The organism is Flavobacterium sp. 11 (genome assembly GCF_002754315.1).
Classification (GTDB): Bacteria; Bacteroidota; Bacteroidia; order Flavobacteriales; family Flavobacteriaceae; genus Flavobacterium; species Flavobacterium algoritolerans.
Map to the genome: position 1 here is coordinate 555,790 of NZ_PEFE01000001.1, position 19,807 is coordinate 575,596.

19 protein-coding genes are annotated in these 19,807 nt (G+C 35.6%); 7 read left to right on the forward strand and 12 right to left on the reverse strand.

What is annotated here, in order from left to right; genetic code table 11:
• The first annotated feature begins 65 nt into the window (after positions 1–65).
• Complete coding sequence (locus CLV00_RS02440; protein ID WP_099713650.1) at positions 66–1,505, forward strand: rubredoxin; 1,440 nt, start codon at positions 66–68, stop codon at positions 1,503–1,505.
• 32 nt (positions 1,506–1,537) lie between these two features.
• On the forward strand, positions 1,538–2,086 hold the full coding sequence (locus tag CLV00_RS02445) for an acyl-CoA thioesterase (RefSeq protein WP_099713651.1): 549 nt from the start codon (positions 1,538–1,540) through the stop codon (positions 2,084–2,086).
• Between the two features lie 69 nt (positions 2,087–2,155).
• Here CLV00_RS02445 and CLV00_RS02450 read toward each other — a convergent pair whose 3' ends face one another.
• From CLV00_RS02450 to glp, 12 genes are all read right to left on the reverse strand, one after another.
• Entirely contained in the window at positions 2,156–2,479 is a 324-nt protein-coding gene (locus CLV00_RS02450; protein WP_099713652.1) for a cupin domain-containing protein, read from the reverse strand.
• 5 nt (positions 2,480–2,484) lie between these two features.
• Positions 2,485–3,447 (reverse strand): helix-turn-helix domain-containing GNAT family N-acetyltransferase, encoded by a 963-nt coding sequence (locus tag CLV00_RS02455; RefSeq protein ID WP_099713653.1) that lies wholly within the window; start codon positions 3,445–3,447, stop codon positions 2,485–2,487.
• 182 nt (positions 3,448–3,629) lie between these two features.
• Positions 3,630–4,940: a M20/M25/M40 family metallo-hydrolase gene (locus CLV00_RS02460; RefSeq protein WP_099713654.1), complete on the reverse strand. Its 1,311-nt coding sequence runs from the start codon at positions 4,938–4,940 to the stop codon at positions 3,630–3,632.
• 294 nt (positions 4,941–5,234) lie between these two features.
• Positions 5,235–5,801: a transposase gene (locus CLV00_RS02465; protein WP_099713655.1), complete on the reverse strand. Its 567-nt coding sequence runs from the start codon at positions 5,799–5,801 to the stop codon at positions 5,235–5,237.
• Positions 5,802–6,113: 312 nt separating this feature from the next.
• The gene (gene moaA / locus CLV00_RS02470) at positions 6,114–7,121 is read right to left on the reverse strand and encodes a GTP 3',8-cyclase MoaA (protein WP_099713656.1); all 1,008 of its coding nucleotides are present in this window, start codon (positions 7,119–7,121) and stop codon (positions 6,114–6,116) included.
• A complete protein-coding gene (gene moaCB / locus CLV00_RS02475) occupies positions 7,108–8,022 on the reverse strand; it encodes a bifunctional molybdenum cofactor biosynthesis protein MoaC/MoaB (protein WP_099713657.1) in 915 nt (304 codons plus the stop codon). Before moaCB ends, moaA begins: the two co-directional genes overlap by 14 nt.
• A gap of 195 nt (positions 8,023–8,217) precedes the next feature.
• Positions 8,218–8,655 (reverse strand): molybdenum cofactor biosynthesis protein MoaE, encoded by a 438-nt coding sequence (locus CLV00_RS02480; RefSeq protein ID WP_099713658.1) that lies wholly within the window; start codon positions 8,653–8,655, stop codon positions 8,218–8,220.
• Between the two features lie 19 nt (positions 8,656–8,674).
• A complete protein-coding gene (gene moeB, locus CLV00_RS02485; protein ID WP_099713659.1) occupies positions 8,675–9,754 on the reverse strand; it encodes a HesA/MoeB/ThiF family protein in 1,080 nt (359 codons plus the stop codon).
• Between the two features lie 41 nt (positions 9,755–9,795).
• Complete coding sequence (locus CLV00_RS02490) at positions 9,796–10,032, reverse strand: MoaD/ThiS family protein (protein ID WP_099713660.1); 237 nt, start codon at positions 10,030–10,032, stop codon at positions 9,796–9,798.
• Positions 10,029–10,826 carry a uroporphyrinogen-III C-methyltransferase gene (cobA, locus tag CLV00_RS02495; RefSeq protein ID WP_099713661.1) on the reverse strand — a complete coding sequence of 266 codons (798 nt, stop codon included), beginning with the start codon at positions 10,824–10,826 and terminating at the stop codon, positions 10,029–10,031. Before cobA ends, CLV00_RS02490 begins: the two co-directional genes overlap by 4 nt.
• Positions 10,823–11,395 carry a molybdenum cofactor guanylyltransferase gene (locus tag CLV00_RS02500; RefSeq protein WP_099713662.1) on the reverse strand — a complete coding sequence of 191 codons (573 nt, stop codon included), beginning with the start codon at positions 11,393–11,395 and terminating at the stop codon, positions 10,823–10,825. Before CLV00_RS02500 ends, cobA begins: the two co-directional genes overlap by 4 nt.
• A gap of 185 nt (positions 11,396–11,580) precedes the next feature.
• A complete protein-coding gene (gene glp, locus CLV00_RS02505) occupies positions 11,581–12,753 on the reverse strand; it encodes a gephyrin-like molybdotransferase Glp (protein ID WP_099713663.1) in 1,173 nt (390 codons plus the stop codon).
• Between the two features lie 328 nt (positions 12,754–13,081).
• Between glp and CLV00_RS02510 the strand changes: the two genes are divergently transcribed.
• The 5 genes from CLV00_RS02510 to CLV00_RS02535 all read left to right on the forward strand — a co-directional run bounded on the left by CLV00_RS02510 (position 13,082) and on the right by CLV00_RS02535 (position 19,805).
• The gene (locus tag CLV00_RS02510) at positions 13,082–13,501 is read left to right on the forward strand and encodes a helix-turn-helix domain-containing protein (RefSeq protein ID WP_099713664.1); all 420 of its coding nucleotides are present in this window, start codon (positions 13,082–13,084) and stop codon (positions 13,499–13,501) included.
• A 101-nt stretch (positions 13,502–13,602) separates the two neighbouring features.
• A complete protein-coding gene (locus tag CLV00_RS02515) occupies positions 13,603–14,982 on the forward strand; it encodes a porin (protein ID WP_099713665.1) in 1,380 nt (459 codons plus the stop codon).
• A gap of 21 nt (positions 14,983–15,003) precedes the next feature.
• Positions 15,004–16,539 carry an MFS transporter gene (locus CLV00_RS02520; protein WP_099713666.1) on the forward strand — a complete coding sequence of 512 codons (1,536 nt, stop codon included), beginning with the start codon at positions 15,004–15,006 and terminating at the stop codon, positions 16,537–16,539.
• A gap of 11 nt (positions 16,540–16,550) precedes the next feature.
• On the forward strand, positions 16,551–16,778 hold the full coding sequence (locus tag CLV00_RS02525) for a DUF6814 family protein (RefSeq protein WP_099713667.1): 228 nt from the start codon (positions 16,551–16,553) through the stop codon (positions 16,776–16,778).
• A gap of 321 nt (positions 16,779–17,099) precedes the next feature.
• Complete coding sequence (locus tag CLV00_RS02535; RefSeq protein WP_099713668.1) at positions 17,100–19,805, forward strand: sensor histidine kinase; 2,706 nt, start codon at positions 17,100–17,102, stop codon at positions 19,803–19,805.
• The last annotated feature ends 2 nt before the right edge of the window (positions 19,806–19,807 follow it).

Genomic DNA, 19,807 nt, shown 5'->3' on the forward strand with positions numbered 1-19,807 from the left:
GATCGGTGGTCAGTTTACAGTCAGTAACTGAACACTAATTACTGAATACTGAACACTAAATAAACATGGAATTGACAAGACTAATAGTAAAAGGAGGCGTGATTTCACCAGGTGAATTACGAGAAATTGTAAATATGGGTTTAGAACAAGGATTGGATTCCATCTCCTTTGGTTCTCGGCAAGACATTATATTTCCAAAAGATTTTACGGCGGTAGATAAAGAAAAAGTAGGCAAAAATCTTTTTGTTCATCCCAATGAAAAAAGCGGAAACAACATTGTTTCATCCTATGTTTCCACCGATATTTTTAGAAATACACCTTGGCTTACGGGAAATAAATTTTTATACATTTTAGAACAATTCAAGCAACATCCCAAGCTAAAAGTTAATATCACCGACCCAAAACAACAGTTGGTTCCTTTGTTTACGGGACACATCAACTTCATTGCTTCGGATCACGAGGACTACTGGTTTCTATACGTTCGTTTGCCAAAATGGGATAAAATGGAAATGTATCCCGTACTGATTTACAGCTGGAATATTGCTGAAATATATTATGAAATAGAAAAGAAACTTATTGAAGAACCGGATTCTGTTGAGATGATTTTTCAATTGGTCAGCGATGCTTTGGACACCAATAATAGAACCATAGACAAGCCTTTGAACATTCCTTTTTATCCTTTTCCGTATTACGAAGGCATGAACCGTTTGGGAATTGATCAATATTGGCTGGGTTTGTATTGGAGAAATAACCTTTATGATTTAGACTTTTTAGCAGCAATGTGCGATTTGTGTTTTGATTGTAAAATTGGTAAAATATGCATCACGCCTTGGAAATCTTTTATCATAAAAGGGATTCCAAAAGACCGAAAATTAGACTGGGAAAAATTCCTGGGCAAAAAAGGAATTAATGTGCGTCACTCCTTATTGGAACTCAACTGGCATTTACCCGTTGCGATGGAATGGGCGTTGAATCTCAAAACTTTTCTGGTTCGAACGCTGGATCAGTTTGACATCAGTACGTACGGACTTACTTTTGGAATATCAGAATACAATCGGGACGGACATTATTTCACTTCGATTGTAGTTGAAAAAAACGAATTACCAAAAGACTTGGAATCCATCAAAATCAGAGACACGTATAATGTTTTGTATGCCAAAAATTTTGACCCAAATACCAAAGAATACATTGTACATGCCCAAGATGTTGACAAACTGGAATTGCCAACGATTTTGATTGAATTGAGCAGAAAATATTTTGATGAATTAGGAAATCAAATTGCCGAAGTACCTGCAAAAGCAACTAAAAAAGAGACAACAACACAAGACATTCATCAATGTCCGGAGTGCTTGACTTTATACAATTCAGAATACGGCGATGTTATTCAAGGCATTGAAAAAGGAGTTTTATTCAAAGATTTACCAGAGGATTACTGCTGTTCTTTATGTGAATCTCCAAAAATAAACTTTGTCGTATTAGCCGGAGAAAAACTGGGCACTTTGTAAAAAGCCATTTGTAAAAATAAATAACGCATCTAATGAACACTACTTTCAAAACGGTAAGTTCCTCACATATCACCATTTCAGAATTAATGCTGCCTTCGCACACTAATTTTAGTGGTAAAATTCACGGAGGTTACATTTTATCCTTACTCGATCAAATTGCTTTTGCCTGTGCTTCCAGATTTTCAGGGAATTATTGCGTAACGGCTTCTGTAGATACAGTGAATTTCTTGAAACCTATTGAAGTGGGCGAATTGGTGACCATGAAAGCCAGCGTAAATTATGTGGGAACGAGTTCTATGATTATTGGCATTCGAGTAGAAGCCGAGAATATTCAAACCGGAGTCGTAAAACATTGTAATTCGTCTTATTTCACGATGGTTTCCAAAGACAAAGAAGGAAAAAATGCTCCTGTTCCAGGATTAATTTTAACCAATCTAAAAGAAGTGAGCAGGTTTCAAAACTGCGTGAAACAAATCGCTTTGAAAAAAGAAAGAGAATACCAAAGAAGCATTGCGACTTTTGGATCTATTGAAACTATTTTGAGTTTAAATCAGTATAATGTGAAGGTGGAATTGCAGTAATAATTAATGATTATTAAAATAAAACTGCAACTTCCCTCAATGTTGTATGGTATCGTTATCCTATACAATTTATAAATAATCCTGTCGGATGGGTGTAAAAACATCAACTACCTGACCAGCTTCAATAATTTCAATAGAATGTTCCACATTGGCAGGAATCGAATAAGTATCTCCTTCAGATAATAAAAATTCTTCTTCAGAGAATTTCAATTTGTATTTCCCGGAAATAACATAACCGCTCTGTTCGTTAGGATGTTTATGAAAAGGAACAAAATCAGTTGACTTATACAGCATTTTTGTAACCATGGAGTCTTTACCAATGGAAAGAACGACAAAATCAACTCCTAAAAATTGTTTTGGGGTAGCATTTTCTTTTTTTACTATATTTTTCATATTCTCTACAATTGATTGTTTAAATTTAATTCCATTTGGATATTACAGCGTTTGTAAGGTGTGGCTAGCCCAGCTACTTTCTGGAAGCCTAACTTATGATATAGATTTATTGCGGGTTTCAGAATGGTATTACTTTCCAAATATAATTTGGAAGCACCCAATTGCTTCGCAGCATCAACAACAGCTTGACCAAGCAATCCTCCGATGTTTTTGCCTTGTGCATTTGGTGAAACTGCCATTTTTGCCATTTCAAAATCATAGTTGGCATCATTCATTTTAATGAGTGCGCAAACTCCAACTGGTTCATTATTGTATAACGCAACGAAAATCTTCCCGCCTTTGTCCAGAATATATTCTTTTGGATTATCCAAAGCTTTATAATCGGCTTCTTCCATTTCAAAGTAAGTGGAAATCCATTCTTCGTTCAGCGATTTAAAAGCGGACTGATATTGGGGAGTGTATTCCACAATCTGGACGTTTTTACTTTCACGCAGTTTTTTTTGCTCCTGTACTCGTCTAAACAACGACTTTTGTTCAAACAAAAATTCCCATTCTTCAATTGCTTCCCAAAGGTTGTGTGTGGCTTCCGTTATAATGCCTTCAATTGCGGCATCTACATCAGTACATTGCACCTTGATTTTTTCCGAAAGCACTGTTCCTTTTTGGGTTAACCCCACGAGAGTCCTGCGTTTATCCTTTGATTTTAGATTTTCCTGAACCAATCCGGAAACCGTCATTTCTTGAATGATTTTAGTAACCGATGGTTGAGAATGTCCTATTTCATTAGCGATTTCGGTAATGGTCTTTTCGCCCTCTTCTGAAAGGACAAAGAACACGGGAAACCATTTTGGAGAAAACTCCACTTGGTATAATTCATAAATTTGGGCTGCGTTTTCGGTTACTGTAGCGGTCAGTAAACGTAACCGACTACCCAAAGCCATTTTTCCTGTTTTTTCGAATATTTTCATGTTGTATAATTAATTACATAACTAGTTATGCAAATATAAAAAATAATCTTTATTCTCAAAATTTATTTTTAAATTCTTGATAAACAAAAAATGGGTAATTATTTCACAATCTGATTGTAAAATAATTACCCATTACTACTATATAGACTTCAATTATCAAGAAAAAAAGCCGAAGAACTATGCTACTTTCTACTCAAAGCACTGCTGTCCACTCTTGATGGCGTATCTTTTCCGTTTACGATAGTAGCAGAACTGATGGCAATGGCTTTAATGATTTGTGTCATATTCACCATATCAAGAGTTTCTATTTCATCACTTACTTTGTGATAATTAGGTTCGCTGTCCATTTTAGACGTCGATATCGTATGTGCAGGAACGCCTAGTTTTGCCAGAGTCGCATTATCGGAACGATAGAATAATTGTTGTTCCGGATAAGGATCCGGATAAAACTTAAACGCTGATCCTTGTAAGTTTTTCTGAAGAATTTCTCCCATACTAGATTTTTCAAAACCAGTAATGTAAGCCGAATTTTTACCCCATTTTGATTCCGTTCCTATCATTTCCAAGTTAAACATAGCCATTACTTGATCCGGATTTAATTGTTTCGAAAAATATTGTGCGCCGTATCCGCCAATTTCTTCTGCTACAAATGTGGTAAACAATATCGTACGCTCATTATTGTTTAGTTTCTTGAAATACTTGGCCAGCATGATTACGGCTGTAGTACCGGCGGCATCATCATTGGCACCATTATAAATAGAATCGGTAGCATCGTGCTCCACTCCTTCTGCAGGGGAACCAACACCTAAATGGTCATAATGGCCGGAAAACACAACATATTCATTTGGTTTGCTTTTGCCTTTCAAAACGCCTACTACGTTATTTAATGCATTTTTTGTAATTGTATTGGTGCCTTCTATTGAAAATTGAGTTGCATCAGTTGGACCAAAAACAAACACCACCGAATTTCCTCCTGGATTAGCAGTCATTTGCGGAATGTGTCTCATATTTGCGATTCGGGGTTTAAAAGAAGCATCCACAAGAACCAAAAGGTTTTTTTCGCTCTGGTAATATTCGTAAAACTTCGGACCAAATTTATCTCCGGCATTTATTTTCACAACCTGAACATCGCTTTTTTCAGTCATAGCAAGTTGCGGTTGGTAGGAAAAAGAAACCACATCCGCTTTATCTATCGCTTTACCATCAATCAGCACCTTTAGGGAAACATTTTTAGACTCCGTCATGGAAAATTCCTGCTTGAAATCTTTCGCTCCGTTAAATGTTTGCAGTCCTATTTTCTTAAATTCAGATTCAATATAAGAGGAAGCCTTATCAATACCCGGAGTAAACGCTCTTCGGCCTTGCATATCATCCGCCGAAAGCACTTTCTCTATCTTGGTAACGTCTTTTGTATTGATAATTTTATTGATGTTCTGGGCCTGCAACATACATGCCGAGCAAAGTACAACAGCACTTAAAACAATTTTTTTCATAAAGTATAGCTTTTAATAACAATAGATTCTACAGTAAGAGTGCAGTATTGAAATTGTGTTACAGTAAAACTACTAAAAAGGTTTGGACCTATTTATAATTTGGAACAGAATGATTGCCTTTTCAAGAACAAATCCTCCTGCTGTCCGCTGTATCTCGTAGTCCCGAAGCGTCGGGATTACGATGATGCCGCTTCCATCAGGGCTAGGAATCACGAACTTTTTTCATAATGACATTTTCACAATCTGTTTATTATCAACGCTACCGCACGAATCCTTTCGTGTGGTTCGTAATCATTAAATAGTAAACATTCTAAAAACAACTACATCATCAATTAATCCTTTTTGACCTGAATAATCAATAGCACTACTGTATACATAATCTTCTGCTTTATAAACTAAGCCTCCTTCTACAGGATTATTGTGTACATAATCTATCTTTTGTTGAATAACGGCATTGCTCCACAACTCAATAGGTTGATTATCATGACGCCAAAATTGATAATGTTTTACATTTGAACTTTTTTCAGCTTCTTTTTTAAAAAAATCCAACAAGAATTCTTTTCTGCTCTCTCTTGGATTTTCTTGTATACTTTTTACAATTGATTGACTGGTAAACCGTTTTAAATCACCAATCAATAATTCAGGCTTCTGATCCTTTATACTTCTAAAAACTAAATGCACATGATTACTCATAATGCACCAAGCATGAATTTCTAATCCTTTGTTTTTTTGACAAAATGCTACACTTTCAAGAAATAAATCCTTGTACTCATTACGAGTAAATACATCTAACCAACCTACCACTGCAAAACTTATAAAGTACAAACCCTCTGGATTATGAAATTTATAATTCCTACTCATAGATTCTGTTTTAAGATTAAGTTTAGTTATAATTTACACGAACCACACGAAAGGATTCGTGCGGTAGCGAAGAAATAGCTCTGATAATTCTAAGACATTATCATTTCAAACATGCAAATTAATTACTGAAAAATCTGATAAATTAACTTTGATAATTAGCTTATTTTCAAAAATAATTCCTTCTTACTTGTAAACTTTACGGGAAACCGCATTCACTTTCTTTTTTGCGCAAAAGCCCTAGCCCCGGTAGCAGTGAAAAGCGGGTAGCAACGAATAACGGGATTAGCTCCCAATAATAATAATAATGAAGTATTAACCCCCAATAGCAATCATGCTGCGGTTGTCTTGATTCAAAGCGGGATTATTTACATCCTCGATAGTAGTCATTCCTGCGCGTACTTTCTTTTTGTTTTTAATGGCAAAAGCAATCAGGTCTTCTATCGCTTCGCCATTTCTGAAAGGCGTCAGTAGATCTGTTTCGGAGTTGGAGAACAGACAGTTTTTTATTTTTCCGTTGGCCGTAAGGCGAATTCTATTGCAACCGTCACAAAAAGGATTGGTTATCGAACTGATAATCCCAAAACTTCCCATGTAGTTTTTTATTTTGAACTCCCTTGCGGTGAAGTTTTTATCGTCTTCTAATTTCTCTACATCCGATTCCCGGAAATGATGTTGCATCTGATCCAGAATCTCCTTTTGAGAAACCATTTTACTCTTATCCCATTCATTTCCTGCAAAAGGCATGAATTCTATAAACCGAATCGAAATGGGTAAAAATTGGGTGAGTTTTATAAAATCAATGATTTCATCGTCATTGAATCCTTTAATTAAAACCACATTGACTTTGATTTTGAAATCATTGTTCAGCAATAAATGTAAATTATCAATTACACTCTGAAACTGGTTTCTAAGCGTAATCGAATGGAATTTTGAAGCCACCAAAGTATCTAAACTCAAGTTGATTTTTTTGACGTTAAACTGCTTTAGAACGTCAATATGTTTGTCAATCAGAATTCCGTTTGTAGTAATGGAAATCTCGGTTTTGAGCGACCCCAGTTTGGCGATTATTTCAGGAAAATCTTTTCGTAACAAGGGTTCCCCGCCGGTCAATCTTATTTTGTCAACACCATTATTGACGAATGTTTGGGCGATGGCGTGAATTTCGTCAGCCGTCATCAAGCTCGCTTTTGGACTTAATACAATTCCATCGGCTGGCATGCAATAGGTACAACGCAAATTGCATTTCTCAATTAGAGAAATACGCAAATAGTTGTGTTTACGTCCAAAATCATCCGTTAAAACAGCATTATTTGGTGTCATGATTATTGCCTTTTAAAATATGAAAAACATGCAGCACATGAGGAAATATGGCGTCCATAGATTCCTTTGCGCCATTGGTTGAACCCGGTAAAGCCAGTACCAACGAATTGCCTAAAGTTCCCGCAACGGTTCTGGAAAGCATGGAATACGGCATGCGCTGTTGCCCGTAATTGCGTATGGCTTCCTCAATTCCCGGAATTCTGGTTTCTAATAACGGTTCCAATGCTTGCGGCGTAACATCTCTTGGCGAAAGCCCGGTTCCTCCTGTAAAAATGATCAATTGATTTTCTTTTGCGAAAGCTTTAGTTCGCTCTTTAATCACATCCATTTCATCTGGTATGATTTCGTAATGTGTCGTTTCCACGCCGCTAATTTCCAGTTTTTCGACAATTATTTTACCGGAACGATCTTGTTTATCTCCCGCAAAAATAGAATCGGAACAAACAAAAACCGCCGCTGTAATGGCGGATGGAAATCTATTTTTGAAAGATGATTTTCCGCCTTCCTTACTAATTAGTTTAATGGTCGAAATCTCGATGTTCTTATCAATTGGTTTCAGCATATCATACATCGTAAGCGCCACAATCGAAGCACCGTGCATCGCCTCGACCTCAACTCCGGTTTTATAAACCGTTTTCACATTGAAAATAATATCAATACTCAATTCGTTGATTTCATATGCTACCGAAGTAAATTCAATTGGAATAGGATGACAATCCGGAATGGATAAATGCGTGTTTTTCACCGCAAATAACCCGGCAGTTTTTGCCATTTCCAGCACGTTCCCTTTTGGCACCAGATTATTCACAACGGCATCAATAGTTTCTTGCTTGCTGACTATAACTGTTGCTTGAGCTGTTGCGGTGCGGAGCGTACTTATTTTATGTGTGATATCAACCATTTTTTTTAAAATGTTTAAAGTTTAAAGTTTCAGGTTAAATCTGATAACGACTAATTATAGAAACTACGAACTACTTTTTAATTTTTTTGTACTTTAAAATGTTTAAGCCAATCATTAAAGACAATCGCTATCGACAACGGAAATTATGACTTTCGCCTTTAAGACCTTCGACAACGGAAATTATGACTTTTATTACTACAAACTATTTTTCTTCCAGGTAAAAGTACTATTTTCAAATATTTCTTTACCAAAAATAGGCACATCAGTTTTTATCCAATTCACAATTGTTTCCGTGGCATCATACACTTGCTTTCTTCTTGTTGCCGAAACAAACACAAACAAACAGATTTCTCCGGCTTTCACCGTACCCAAACTGTGATAAATGTGCATGCAAATCAAATCGAATTGTGCAAAAGCTTTCTCTCTAATCACACTGAGTGCTTCGTCTGCCATTTCCTCGTAAGCAGTATAATCAATTGCTACTACGGTTTGACTGTCAATAACATCGGCTCTGACTTGACCCAAAAAAATATTATGTGCTCCAATAGTGGTTTTCGATTGGTGTTTAGCTATCGACTGCCCTATAAATTCCGAAGAAATGGGTCCTTGAATGAAAACAGTTTTCTTACTCATGATTTTATTTTATTAATACTTACAAAGTTTCAAAAACCTTGTAGACATCTATTTTATCTAATGCTTTAGCGCCACCAGCAATACTTTTGGCATTCGCAAAATTATTATTTCTAAGAATCTCCACTGCCTTTTTGCTTCTAATTCCGGATTGGCAAAAAACAAGTAATGTCGCATTGACATCCAGTTGATGCAATTCAGACTCTAAACGATCCAACGGTATTTGAATCCCATTTTTGATTGTTATTTTTGGGTATTCATCAGCATTCCGAACATCCAGAAAAAGAACTTCCGGATGATGCATTTGTTCCAATGCAAGTGCAGCACTAATTTCAATAGTTGCAGTTTCTATTGAGCTATATTTATTTTCGAAAGCTAGTAAATCAATAGCATGCATCGCTTTTTTTGAAAACTCAAACTTCTGTTGTTCGTTATTCAACATATTGTACACCAATAATTTTCCAGACAACAAATCCCCTATTCCCAAAACCATTTTCAATACTTCATTTGCTTGAAACATGCCGATGATTCCCACCGATATTCCCATAACACCTGCATCATTACAGTTCTTAACCTCATTGGATTCATCCGGAAATAAACAGCGGTACGTAGGTCCGTTTTCATAATTAAAAACAGAAACCTGCCCTTCAAATTTATAAACAGAGCCGTAAACAAAAGGTTTGTTGGTTACACCACACGCGTCATTAATCAAATATTTAGTATCCAGATTATCCGTTGCATCGACTATAATATCATATTGTTCGAATAACAAAATTGCATTTTTCGAATCTAATTTTTCAGTGAATGCATTTATTTTTATCGAAGGATTGAGTTCCAAAGCCATTGCTTTTGCTTCGAGAACCTTACTTTTCCCCACGGAACTGCTTTTGTAAATCACTTGGCGTTGCAAGTTGGTCACTTCGATTCTATCATCGTCAATAATACCAATTTCCCCTATTCCGGCTGCAGCCAAATACGGTAAAACAGCCACACCCAACCCACCTGCGCCAACAATTAAGACTTTGGCTTGCTGCAGTTTTTGTTGCCCATCAATTCCTACTTCAGGAAGTATAATTTGTCGGTTGTATCGTGCTGTTTCCATAATCTTAGTCTTTTATAATTCCCCTTTAGGGGTTAGGGGTACTATCCTCCGGCAAATGGCGGTAATAAAGCTACAATATCGTTACTTTTTAGAATATAACTGGAAGTATCTTGCATTATTTTTTGATTAATGGCGATGCTAAATGAAAGTAAATCCAATTCGTATTTATATTTCAATACAGACAACAAATCCTTTAAAGGCATATTCGAAAAAGAAAATTCTTCTCCTTGACTTTTTGTTTTCTCGGCTATGGCGCCAAAATATTTAACCGCTATCATGACATTACATTTAAATTTTGAAAAATAAACTCATCTTCTAAATTCTCCTCTTGAAAATAAGCCGTTAATTTTGAAGCATTTCGCACCACTTCACCAATGACGATAATTGCAGGAGAGGAAAGTTGGTGCTCTTCGACTAATTTCGCAATCGAACTTATGGTTCCTACCACTTTTTTCTCCGTGTCTTTTGTTCCGTTTTGAATGATGGCAACTGGTAAATCATCGGTCCTGTTGTTTTGATAAATCAAAATAATTTCGTCCAATTTATTCATACCCATCAATATCACCACCGTTGCTGAGGATTGCGATGCCAAAGCCACGTCTTTAGACAACTTATGATCCGAGGTAGTTCCGGTAATTACCCAAAAACTCTCGGCAATTTTTCGTTGTGTCAAACTGATTCCATTAGATGCAGGAACGCCTAAAGCCGATGAAATTCCGGGAACAATTGCTGTTTCCAAATCAAATTTTTCAGCATATTCAATCTCTTCGCTTCCTCTTCCAAAAACAAATGGATCGCCGCCTTTTAATCGAACGACATGACCAAAACGTTTTGCCATCGACACAATCAATTCATTAATTTGATCCTGACTGTACGCGTGACACCCAAAACGTTTCCCCACAAAAATGATTTCTGCCTGCGTAGCATATTGCAATAACTCTTCATTTACAAGGGCGTCATACAAAACAACATCAGCTCTTTCCAGCGCTTTGATGGCTTTTAAAGTAATCAACTCTACATCTCCGGGACCCGCCCCCACGATTGTCAATTTTGGTGTATTTGAATTTTTCATTTTAACTGGGATAAATTGGTATTCAATTCGTTCAACTCGGCAACAGAATTTATATTTTTAAACAAGTGTCTTTTGGCATCCGTAATCGGAATCAATTGATGTTTTACATTTGAAATGAAGCGCATCATTTTCAAATCATTTACATCAATTGCCTCTTTTAAAACAGGTAGTATTCTTTTTGAATATATTCCTATCAAAGGATGAATCCGATTTATATCTTCAAAAACAGAAACATCAAAATTTGTACCATGCTTTTCAATCAACTCCAATAGTATTTCACTAGAAATCAATGGAATGTCGCAACTCAACATCAAACTCATCTCTGTTTCTGAATGAACCAGAGCGGTATATATTCCGCCCAAAGGTCCTTTATCAACTACTATATCTTTTATTTTCTTGTATGCTAAATAATCATAATCGTTTGTATTGGTAATCAATTGAATGTTACTCGATATTGGCAAAACCGCTTCAATAATATGCTCGATAAAAGGTTTGTTTTGGTACAATACCAATCCTTTCTCCGACTGCATTCGGCTACTTTTCCCTCCACAAAGAATTGATACTTGCATTTTTTTTTTATTTTTAAAGAGATGAAAAAACTTAGAAACAAGAAGCATGATTATGATGCTGCTTTTAAAACTAAACCATCAATCTTAATTTATTTCTATCTTTTCTCTTGTTTCTTGCTTCAAACTATATTCTTCTTAACCTAATCAATCAACTTTACACTCCTTACTAGGATTATTATTTTCTATCAATAAAGCGGTATAACCTGTACTTCCTGATCTTTTGCAATATTTACAACATCATAAGGCAAATAAATTAAAGCATTTGCTGTTGCAAAAGTGTTTAACATCGCTGAACTTTGACTCTCCAGAATGGTCACTTTTTCATCGTCATACAACCCTTTCAAGAACAGTGATTTTCCGGATGTATTTTCAAACGGAACCGTAATTTTTCGTTTAATTTTTGGCAAATAAATAGCTTCAAAACCCATACTTATTTTTAGCGCCGGATGAACGTAAATATAAAAACCGGTCAATGTTGACGCTGGATTTCCTGGCAATGCAAAAACTATCGTTTTGTCTTTTTTTCCAAAAAACAAAGGTTTTCCCGGTTTCTGATTAATTTTATAAAACAACTCTTCTACTCCATTTGACAAAAGTGCCTGTTTTACAAAATCATAATCCCCAACCGAAATTCCGCCAGAAACCAAGACCACATCAAACGCAGAAAGACAGCTTTTCAACACTCTTTTTGTCGCTTTCAGATTATCCTTCACACGGAATATTTCTATTTTCTTAATCCCTATTCCCTGCAAAGCGGATTGCAGCATAATCGAATTACTTTCGTAAATCTTTCCTTGAGCTAATTTTCTTCCGGCTTTCACCAATTCGTTTCCCGTGACTACAATGGCAACTTTTGGTTTGGCATAAACTGTAATTTCCGTGATTCCCAAACAAGCTAAAAAACCAATAGCAGCAGGAGTAATCAATGTATTCTTTTCTAATACGAGTTCGTTTTCTTTGATTTGCTCGCCTTTGTTTCTGACATTGGCAAAACGAACAGGCATTTTAGTTATTTCAACCGTTTTATTTTTAACCGCAGTATGTTCCTGCATGACAACCGTATCCAAATCATCAGGAACATAAGCCCCTGTAAATATTCGAATCGCCTGATTTTCCTTTATTTTTTTATTCGAAAAGTCACCCGCCTGCGAAGTGCTTACCACATCAAATTGCTGCAATTCACTATGTATAAAAGCGTAACCGTCCATCGCTGATTGCCTGAAAGGCGGCATATCCATTGGCGAATAAATTGTTTCTGCCAAGATAAAACCAAGTGATTTTGCCACTTTAATTTTTCTGATGGGCATCTTGCAACTATTCTTTGCAATTATCGATAAGGCTTCTTCGACTTGTACCATAACACTTTTTAAAAAATAAGTATAAATACTTATTACAAATATAAGTACTTTTATCTAGTTAGATTGTTTTTTATGAAAAAATTTTACAGCAAAAATTTCATACCATCGAGTTACTGAATACAAAACAAAAGATACTATTGCAAACAAAGCGATTTCAAAACACATTTGGGATTCTAAACAATCGCTTTATTTCAAAAAGGATAAAATTTATCAAACACACACATTTTTTTCAATAAAAATGCGCCTTTAATAAATTTCAAACGATTTTATTATATAATTCTCTTTTATATAGTTGCTAAATTACTATATTTATGCAAAATTTATATATATGGAACTTTTAACGTGTCCGAAATGCCAAAGCAACCACATTATAAAAAGTGGCATAATCAACAGTAAACAAAGGTATTTATGCAAAAAATGCAACTATTTTTTTACGGTAAATAAAATAGGTAAAAAGATCGATGATTACTATGTAACCAAAGCATTACAGCTCTATCTCGAAGGCTTGAGTTTTCGTGAAATCGAGCGAATTATTGGGGTTTCCCACGTAACTGTAAGCAACTGGGTAAAGACATTTAACATAAAAAAACCATCTCACGCCAACTACCATCCTACTTATAAGATTTTTAGCCACTTAGAACTAATCGAATATTTAAAAAACAAACAATTACTTTCCGGTGCAGGTATGATAATAACGGAACTTGGAGATAAGTTTATGCTTATAAAATGGGAAAGATTCAAAGATTAACCATATACCTTTACACATAAATATATCTAAATTTTTTTCAGAATAAAATAATAGAATTTGGTACTTTATTAACCAACCATTTAACAACCAAAATTTTATTTATGAAAAAAATATTTTTTATAGCGGCAGTACTCTTATTGTCCCTAAAAGGTTTTTCACAAGGCTCAGTTGATTACGGCAGCGGAATGAAATTCAATTTGAACGAGGATGGTTCAAAATACATGCGATTTATTGCATGGAACCAAATATGGTTTCGTTCCAGCCAAATGAACCCCGGAACAATGATTGGAAATGAAGCGGCAACAACCGGAACCGACATTGGAAACAGACGTTTGCGTTTTCTTGCCTACTCTCAATTATCTAAAAGATACATGATTGTAACGCACTTTGGAATCAACAATCAAACTTTTACTAATGGTGGTGCAGCGGGAACTTCAGGAACTGGAGGATACGGTGCCGGAAAAAAACCAGGCCTATTTTTTCACGATGCTTGGAATGAATACGCATTAGTTTTACCTGAAAAAGACAAAAAATTCAGCTTATCTCTTGGTGGAGGATTGCATTATTACATGGGATTATCCAGAGCAACAATGGCTTCTACATTGAACTTTTTAACCATTGACGCACCTATCTTCAACTGGCCGTTAATTGAAAATTCAGATCAGTTTGCCAGACAAATGGGTTTATTCGCCAAAGGTAAATATGGTAAATTAGAATACCGCTTGAGCTACAATAAACCATACGCTACAAACTTAGCGCCCACTAATGTAACCACTGCAAGTGATGCCGTAGCCGTTGACAACAGCGGAAATACGAAATGGTCTAAAGCAGGTTATTTCGAATATCAATTTTTAGATCAAGAAGCTAATTTACTGCCTTATAAAGTAGGAAGTTATTTAGGGACTAAAAAAGTATTCAATATTGGTGCTGGTTTTTACACTGCTCCAGATGCTACCAGAACTTCCGTAAACAACACTATTGAAAAACACAATATCAATCTTTTTGCTGCAGATGTTTTCCTTGATTTGCCTGTTGGAAAAAAAGAAAATAAAATGGCCGTTACCGGATACAGTGTTTTCTATGATTACGATTTTGGACCAAACTATTTACGTAATGTAGCCATTATGAATATTGGTTCTGTTGACCCAAACTTCACAGGAAACAGAGCATTGGCAGGACCAGGAAATGCACAAGCTACCATTGGATCTGGAAATATCTGGTACACACAAGCCGGAATTTTATTGCCAAGCAAAGTAGACAAACCTAAAGTACGCGTACAACCTTTTGGAGCATTTACGTATAAAAGTTTTGACGCTTTAGACAAGTCCAGTACCCAATTTGATCTTGGAACCAACTTTTTCTTGGATGGACAACATGCCAAAATCACTGCACAATATTCAACAAGACCCGTTTACACGACTCCATCTACTATCTCAGGATCAAAAGGAGAATTCGTAGTACAACTTCAAATCTATCTATAAACAAATTTAAAAATATAATTTATGAGTACTAAATCAACAAAAGGAATTTGGAAAGTCATTTCCGCATCCTCAATGGGTACAATGATCGAATGGTATGATTTCTACATCTTTGGAAGTTTAGCCGTTGTAATTTCAACTAAATTTTTCCCTTCAGATAATCCTACAGCAGCCTTCTTATCTACCTTGGCAACATTTGCAGCCGGATTCGTAGTGCGTCCTTTCGGAGCTCTTTTCTTTGGTAGATTAGGAGATTTAATTGGAAGAAAATACACGTTCATGGTTACATTATTATTAATGGGTGGAGCCACATTCTTGATTGGGTGTATCCCGAGTTATGAAACTATTGGATTCATGGCGCCTTTATTAGTATTAATTCTTCGTTTACTTCAAGGTCTTGCTTTGGGTGGTGAATATGGCGGAGCCGCAACCTATGTGGCCGAGCATGCTCCCGTCGGGCAAAGAGGATACTGGACTTCTTGGATACAGACTACAGCAACGGTTGGATTATTCATCTCTTTGATGGTGATTTTAGCGACCAGAAATATCCTTACACCAGAACAATTTGACGAATGGGGATGGAGAGTTCCGTTCTGGGTTTCTATCATCATGGTGGGAGTTTCGTATTTGATTCGAAAAAACATGGATGAATCTCCAGTTTTTGCCAAAGCGAAAAGCGAAGGAAAAACCAGTACTAATCCATTGAAAGAAAGTTTTGGAAATCGTTACAACTTGAAATTTGTATTGTTGGCTTTATTTGGTGCAACCATGGGACAAGGAGTTGTTTGGTATACCGGACAATTTTACGCGATGAGTTTCTTAAAAACGGTAATGGCGATAGACTCTTCTCAAGTAGATACATTACTTGGAATTGCATTAATCCTGGGTACACCATTTTTCATCTTCTTTGGTTGGTTAAGTGATAAAGTAGGTAGAAAATACATTATGATGGGCGGAATGTTATTGGCTATTGTCTTGTACAGACCAATCTACAAGCAAATGTACGAAACCACTTCGGTAAAAAATAAAACCGAAATTGTGGCAAACACTAAAGTTGTTGCTGAATTAAAGGAGAACAAGAAACAAACTATGGATTCTATCTATACAACCAACAAAGAGTATGCAGATGGAACGACATTAGTAGAAGTAAAAACGGTATCTTTAGAAAACGGTACAGCTAAAGTTGTAGACGGAAAACCAAAAATAGAAACCAAAACAACTATTAAAATTAACTCCAGCGACAATTGGGCTTTGATATTTTTAGTATTTGTACAAGTGATATTTGTAACTATGGTTTATGGTCCTATTGCAGCATTCTTAGTAGAAATGTTCCCGGTAAAAATCAGATATACTTCGATGTCATTGCCTTACCACGTAGGAAATGGAATTTTTGGAGGATTGCTTCCTGCTATTTCAACCTATTTTGTAACCAATGCAAAAGACTTAGGTCATCCGGAGTTTTACCTCGAAGGACTTTGGTATCCAATTGTTATTGCTGCAGTCAGCTTTGTAATTGGAATGATTTACATCAAAAATAAAGATAAAAACGCTCACGTATAAAAAACACAGCTATGAATCAAATAAAAAGAATATTAGGATTAGTTTGGATTGCATTTGCTGCTGCTGCAGCGTATTTTTGCATCTTCACTTTTGGATTGCCAAAATTTATGTCAGGAAAACAAGAGGATTTAGTATTCGGAATTATTATCCTTTTTATACTCACCCCATTAATCGTTTTAGGATTAGGAACTTTTGGGTATTATTCCTTAATGGGTGATTATGACGAAAAAGACAACTAACTGAATTCCATAATAGACAGTCTCTGCATGCACTTGCAGAGATTGTCTATTTTTAAAATAAAAACCCCAGATTCAAAAACATCATCTTTAAAAAGCGAAAGCACATACCGCTGCAAAGCAAACCGTATCTTCTTATGAAAAAGAGACATGAACAAAAGTTGGTTATCCTTTCAATGCTAATGCTATTAGCTTTGAACGTGCCACTCTTGCTGTTATTTGACAGTTCAAAACCACTTTTTGGATTCCCAATCATATACATTTATATCTTCTCGGCATGGCTGTTTTCAATTGCTATATCGTACTTAATCATAAAAAGATATTATGAATAGCATTGGACTCTTATTAATATTAATGCTTTATTTGTCGATTCTTTTTTACATTGCCTATTGGTCCGAAAAAAGAAGCCATTCTAAATGGACAAATAATCCTTACATCTATTCCTTTTCGTTAGCCGTATATTGTACAGCCTGGACCTATTACGGCAGTATTGGCGTTGCTGCAGAATCCGGTTTAGGTTATTTACCCATTTATTTAGGTCCCATATTAATTATTCCCACATGGATGATTATCCTCAAGAGAATTATCCGAATTTCGAGAGTAAATAAAATTTCCAGTATTGCGGATTTTATTTCTTTACGATACGGAAACAGTAGATTTCTGGGAGCACTGGTAACCATAATTTGTATTTTCGGAATCTTACCATACATTTCCTTACAGCTAAAATCAATTTCGGACACTTTTCATATTGTTACCAAAACGCAGGCGAGTTTCAATATTTTTACAGATACTACAACCTATGTTTGTATGGCACTGGCTTTATTTGCTTCTTATTACGGAACAAAATATGTAGATGCTTCCGAGAAAAGACGCGGTATTGTAACCGCTGTAGCAATGGAATCCATTTTGAAGTTAGTTTTCTTCTTAATCGTTGGTATTTATGTTACCTATTTTGTTTTTGACGGGTTTGATGACATTTATCAAAAAGCTGCTGTCCTTAAAGATTTTGATAAAAAAAACACCATAGGCGGCATTACAAACGGAATCAACTGGTTCTTTCTTTGTGTTTTATCCATGTTTGCTATATTCCTATTACCAAGACAATTCCATACTGCTATTGTCGAAAACAATAAAGAAACCCATATCCGAACAGCAATTTGGCTTTTTCCGTTGTACCTGTTACTTTTCAACCTTTTTGTATTTCCAATTGCTTGGGGAGGCAACATCCTTTTTGAAGGAAAAGGTCATAATTCAGACACGTATTCCTTGTTGATACCTCAGCTTTTTGATAATAACGTACTGACCGTTTTAGTATTTCTGGGTGGGTTCTCAGCAGCCATTTCGATGATTATTGTATCTTCCATTGCTCTAGCCACCATGTTGAGCAACAACTTATTGATTCCGTATGGTTTCATTGGTTCACTGGAAAATTCTTCACAGAAAAAGAACAGCAAACGTATTGTAAACAGTCGAAAAATAGGAATTTTTTCTCTTATTATTTTGGCGTATGCCATCTATAGAATTTTCATTTTGGATTATTCCTTAGTGTCCATCGGACTGGTTTCATTTGTCATTATAGCACAACTGGCTCCCTCTTTTTTTGGTGCCATATTCTGGAAAAGAGGTTCTAAAAACGGCGCTGTAACAGGAATTATCCTTGGGTTTTTAACCTGTTTCTACACGCTATTAATTCCGTACGCCATAGGAATCACAAAATCAACCAGTCTTTTTATTCAGGAAGGGCCTTGGGGAATTGAATTGCTAAAGCCTTTTCAACTTTTTGGTTTGGATTATTTAGAACCCATACCACATGCTGTTTTTTGGAGCTTGCTCATTAATATCATGAGTTATGCTGCTGTATCGGTGAGTTTCAAAGGGAATTACAGAGAGCGTAATTATGCCGAAATGTTTGTGGATATTGACAAATACATCACCAATCACGAAAATGCTTTTGTGTGGAAAGGAACCGCTTACATCTCTGACATTCAAAAAGTGCTGCAGCGATTTCTTGGCGAAGACCGAACAAAACGAGCTTTGACTATCTTCAATTTAAAATACAACATCGATAAAAATATCACGACTGCCGATGCGCGATTTATAAAGTTTGCCGAGAATTTATTGACGGGACACATTGGTACGGCTTCCGCCAAAATATTAATATCAAGTGTAGTTAAGGAAGACAAAATCAGTTTGCCCGAAGTGTTGCGAATTTTGGAGGAATCCAAAGAAAATATAATTATCAATAAAAAGCTGACAGATACTTCGAATGAATTAAAAAAAATATCAGAACAATTAAAAAATGCCAATCAGGAATTGGTCAACAAAGACATTCAAAAAGATGAATTTCTGGATACGGTTACCCATGAATTGAGAACGCCAATAACAGCGATTCGTGCCGCAAGTGAGATTCTTCATGACGATGATGACATTCCGGAAGAATTGAGAAAACAGTTTTTACAAAACATCATTTCGGAGTCCGATCGCTTGAATCGTTTGATTGATAAAATTCTGGATTTAGAAAAATTTGAAACTGGAAAGCAAAAGATTTATTTGTCTAAAAACAACATCACAAAAACGATTAAAAAAACTTTAGATTCCCTGAATCAATTAATTAAAAACAAAAACATAACTGTTGAATTCAAGGATTCCAACAAAGAAATAAGAGCTTTTTATGACGAAGAACGAATTGTTCAGGTGATTCATAATTTATTATCGAATGCCATAAAATTTTGTTCGGAAACAAATGGGAAAATAGAACTTTCGATTCTTGAAAATGAAACCAATATAGAAGTCAAAATTCACAATAACGGCAAAATAATTAAAGAAGAAGATGCTGAAGCCATTTTTGATAAATTCTATCAATCGAGAAACCAGAATATTAAAAAACCAATAGGAAGCGGTTTAGGTTTAGCCATTTGCAAACAAATTATAGAACACCATAAAGGAAGTATTTGGAGTGAAAATAATGTAACTGACGGAGCCACTTTCATCTTTACGTTACCCAATTATAATACAACAGAAAATAGTTAAAA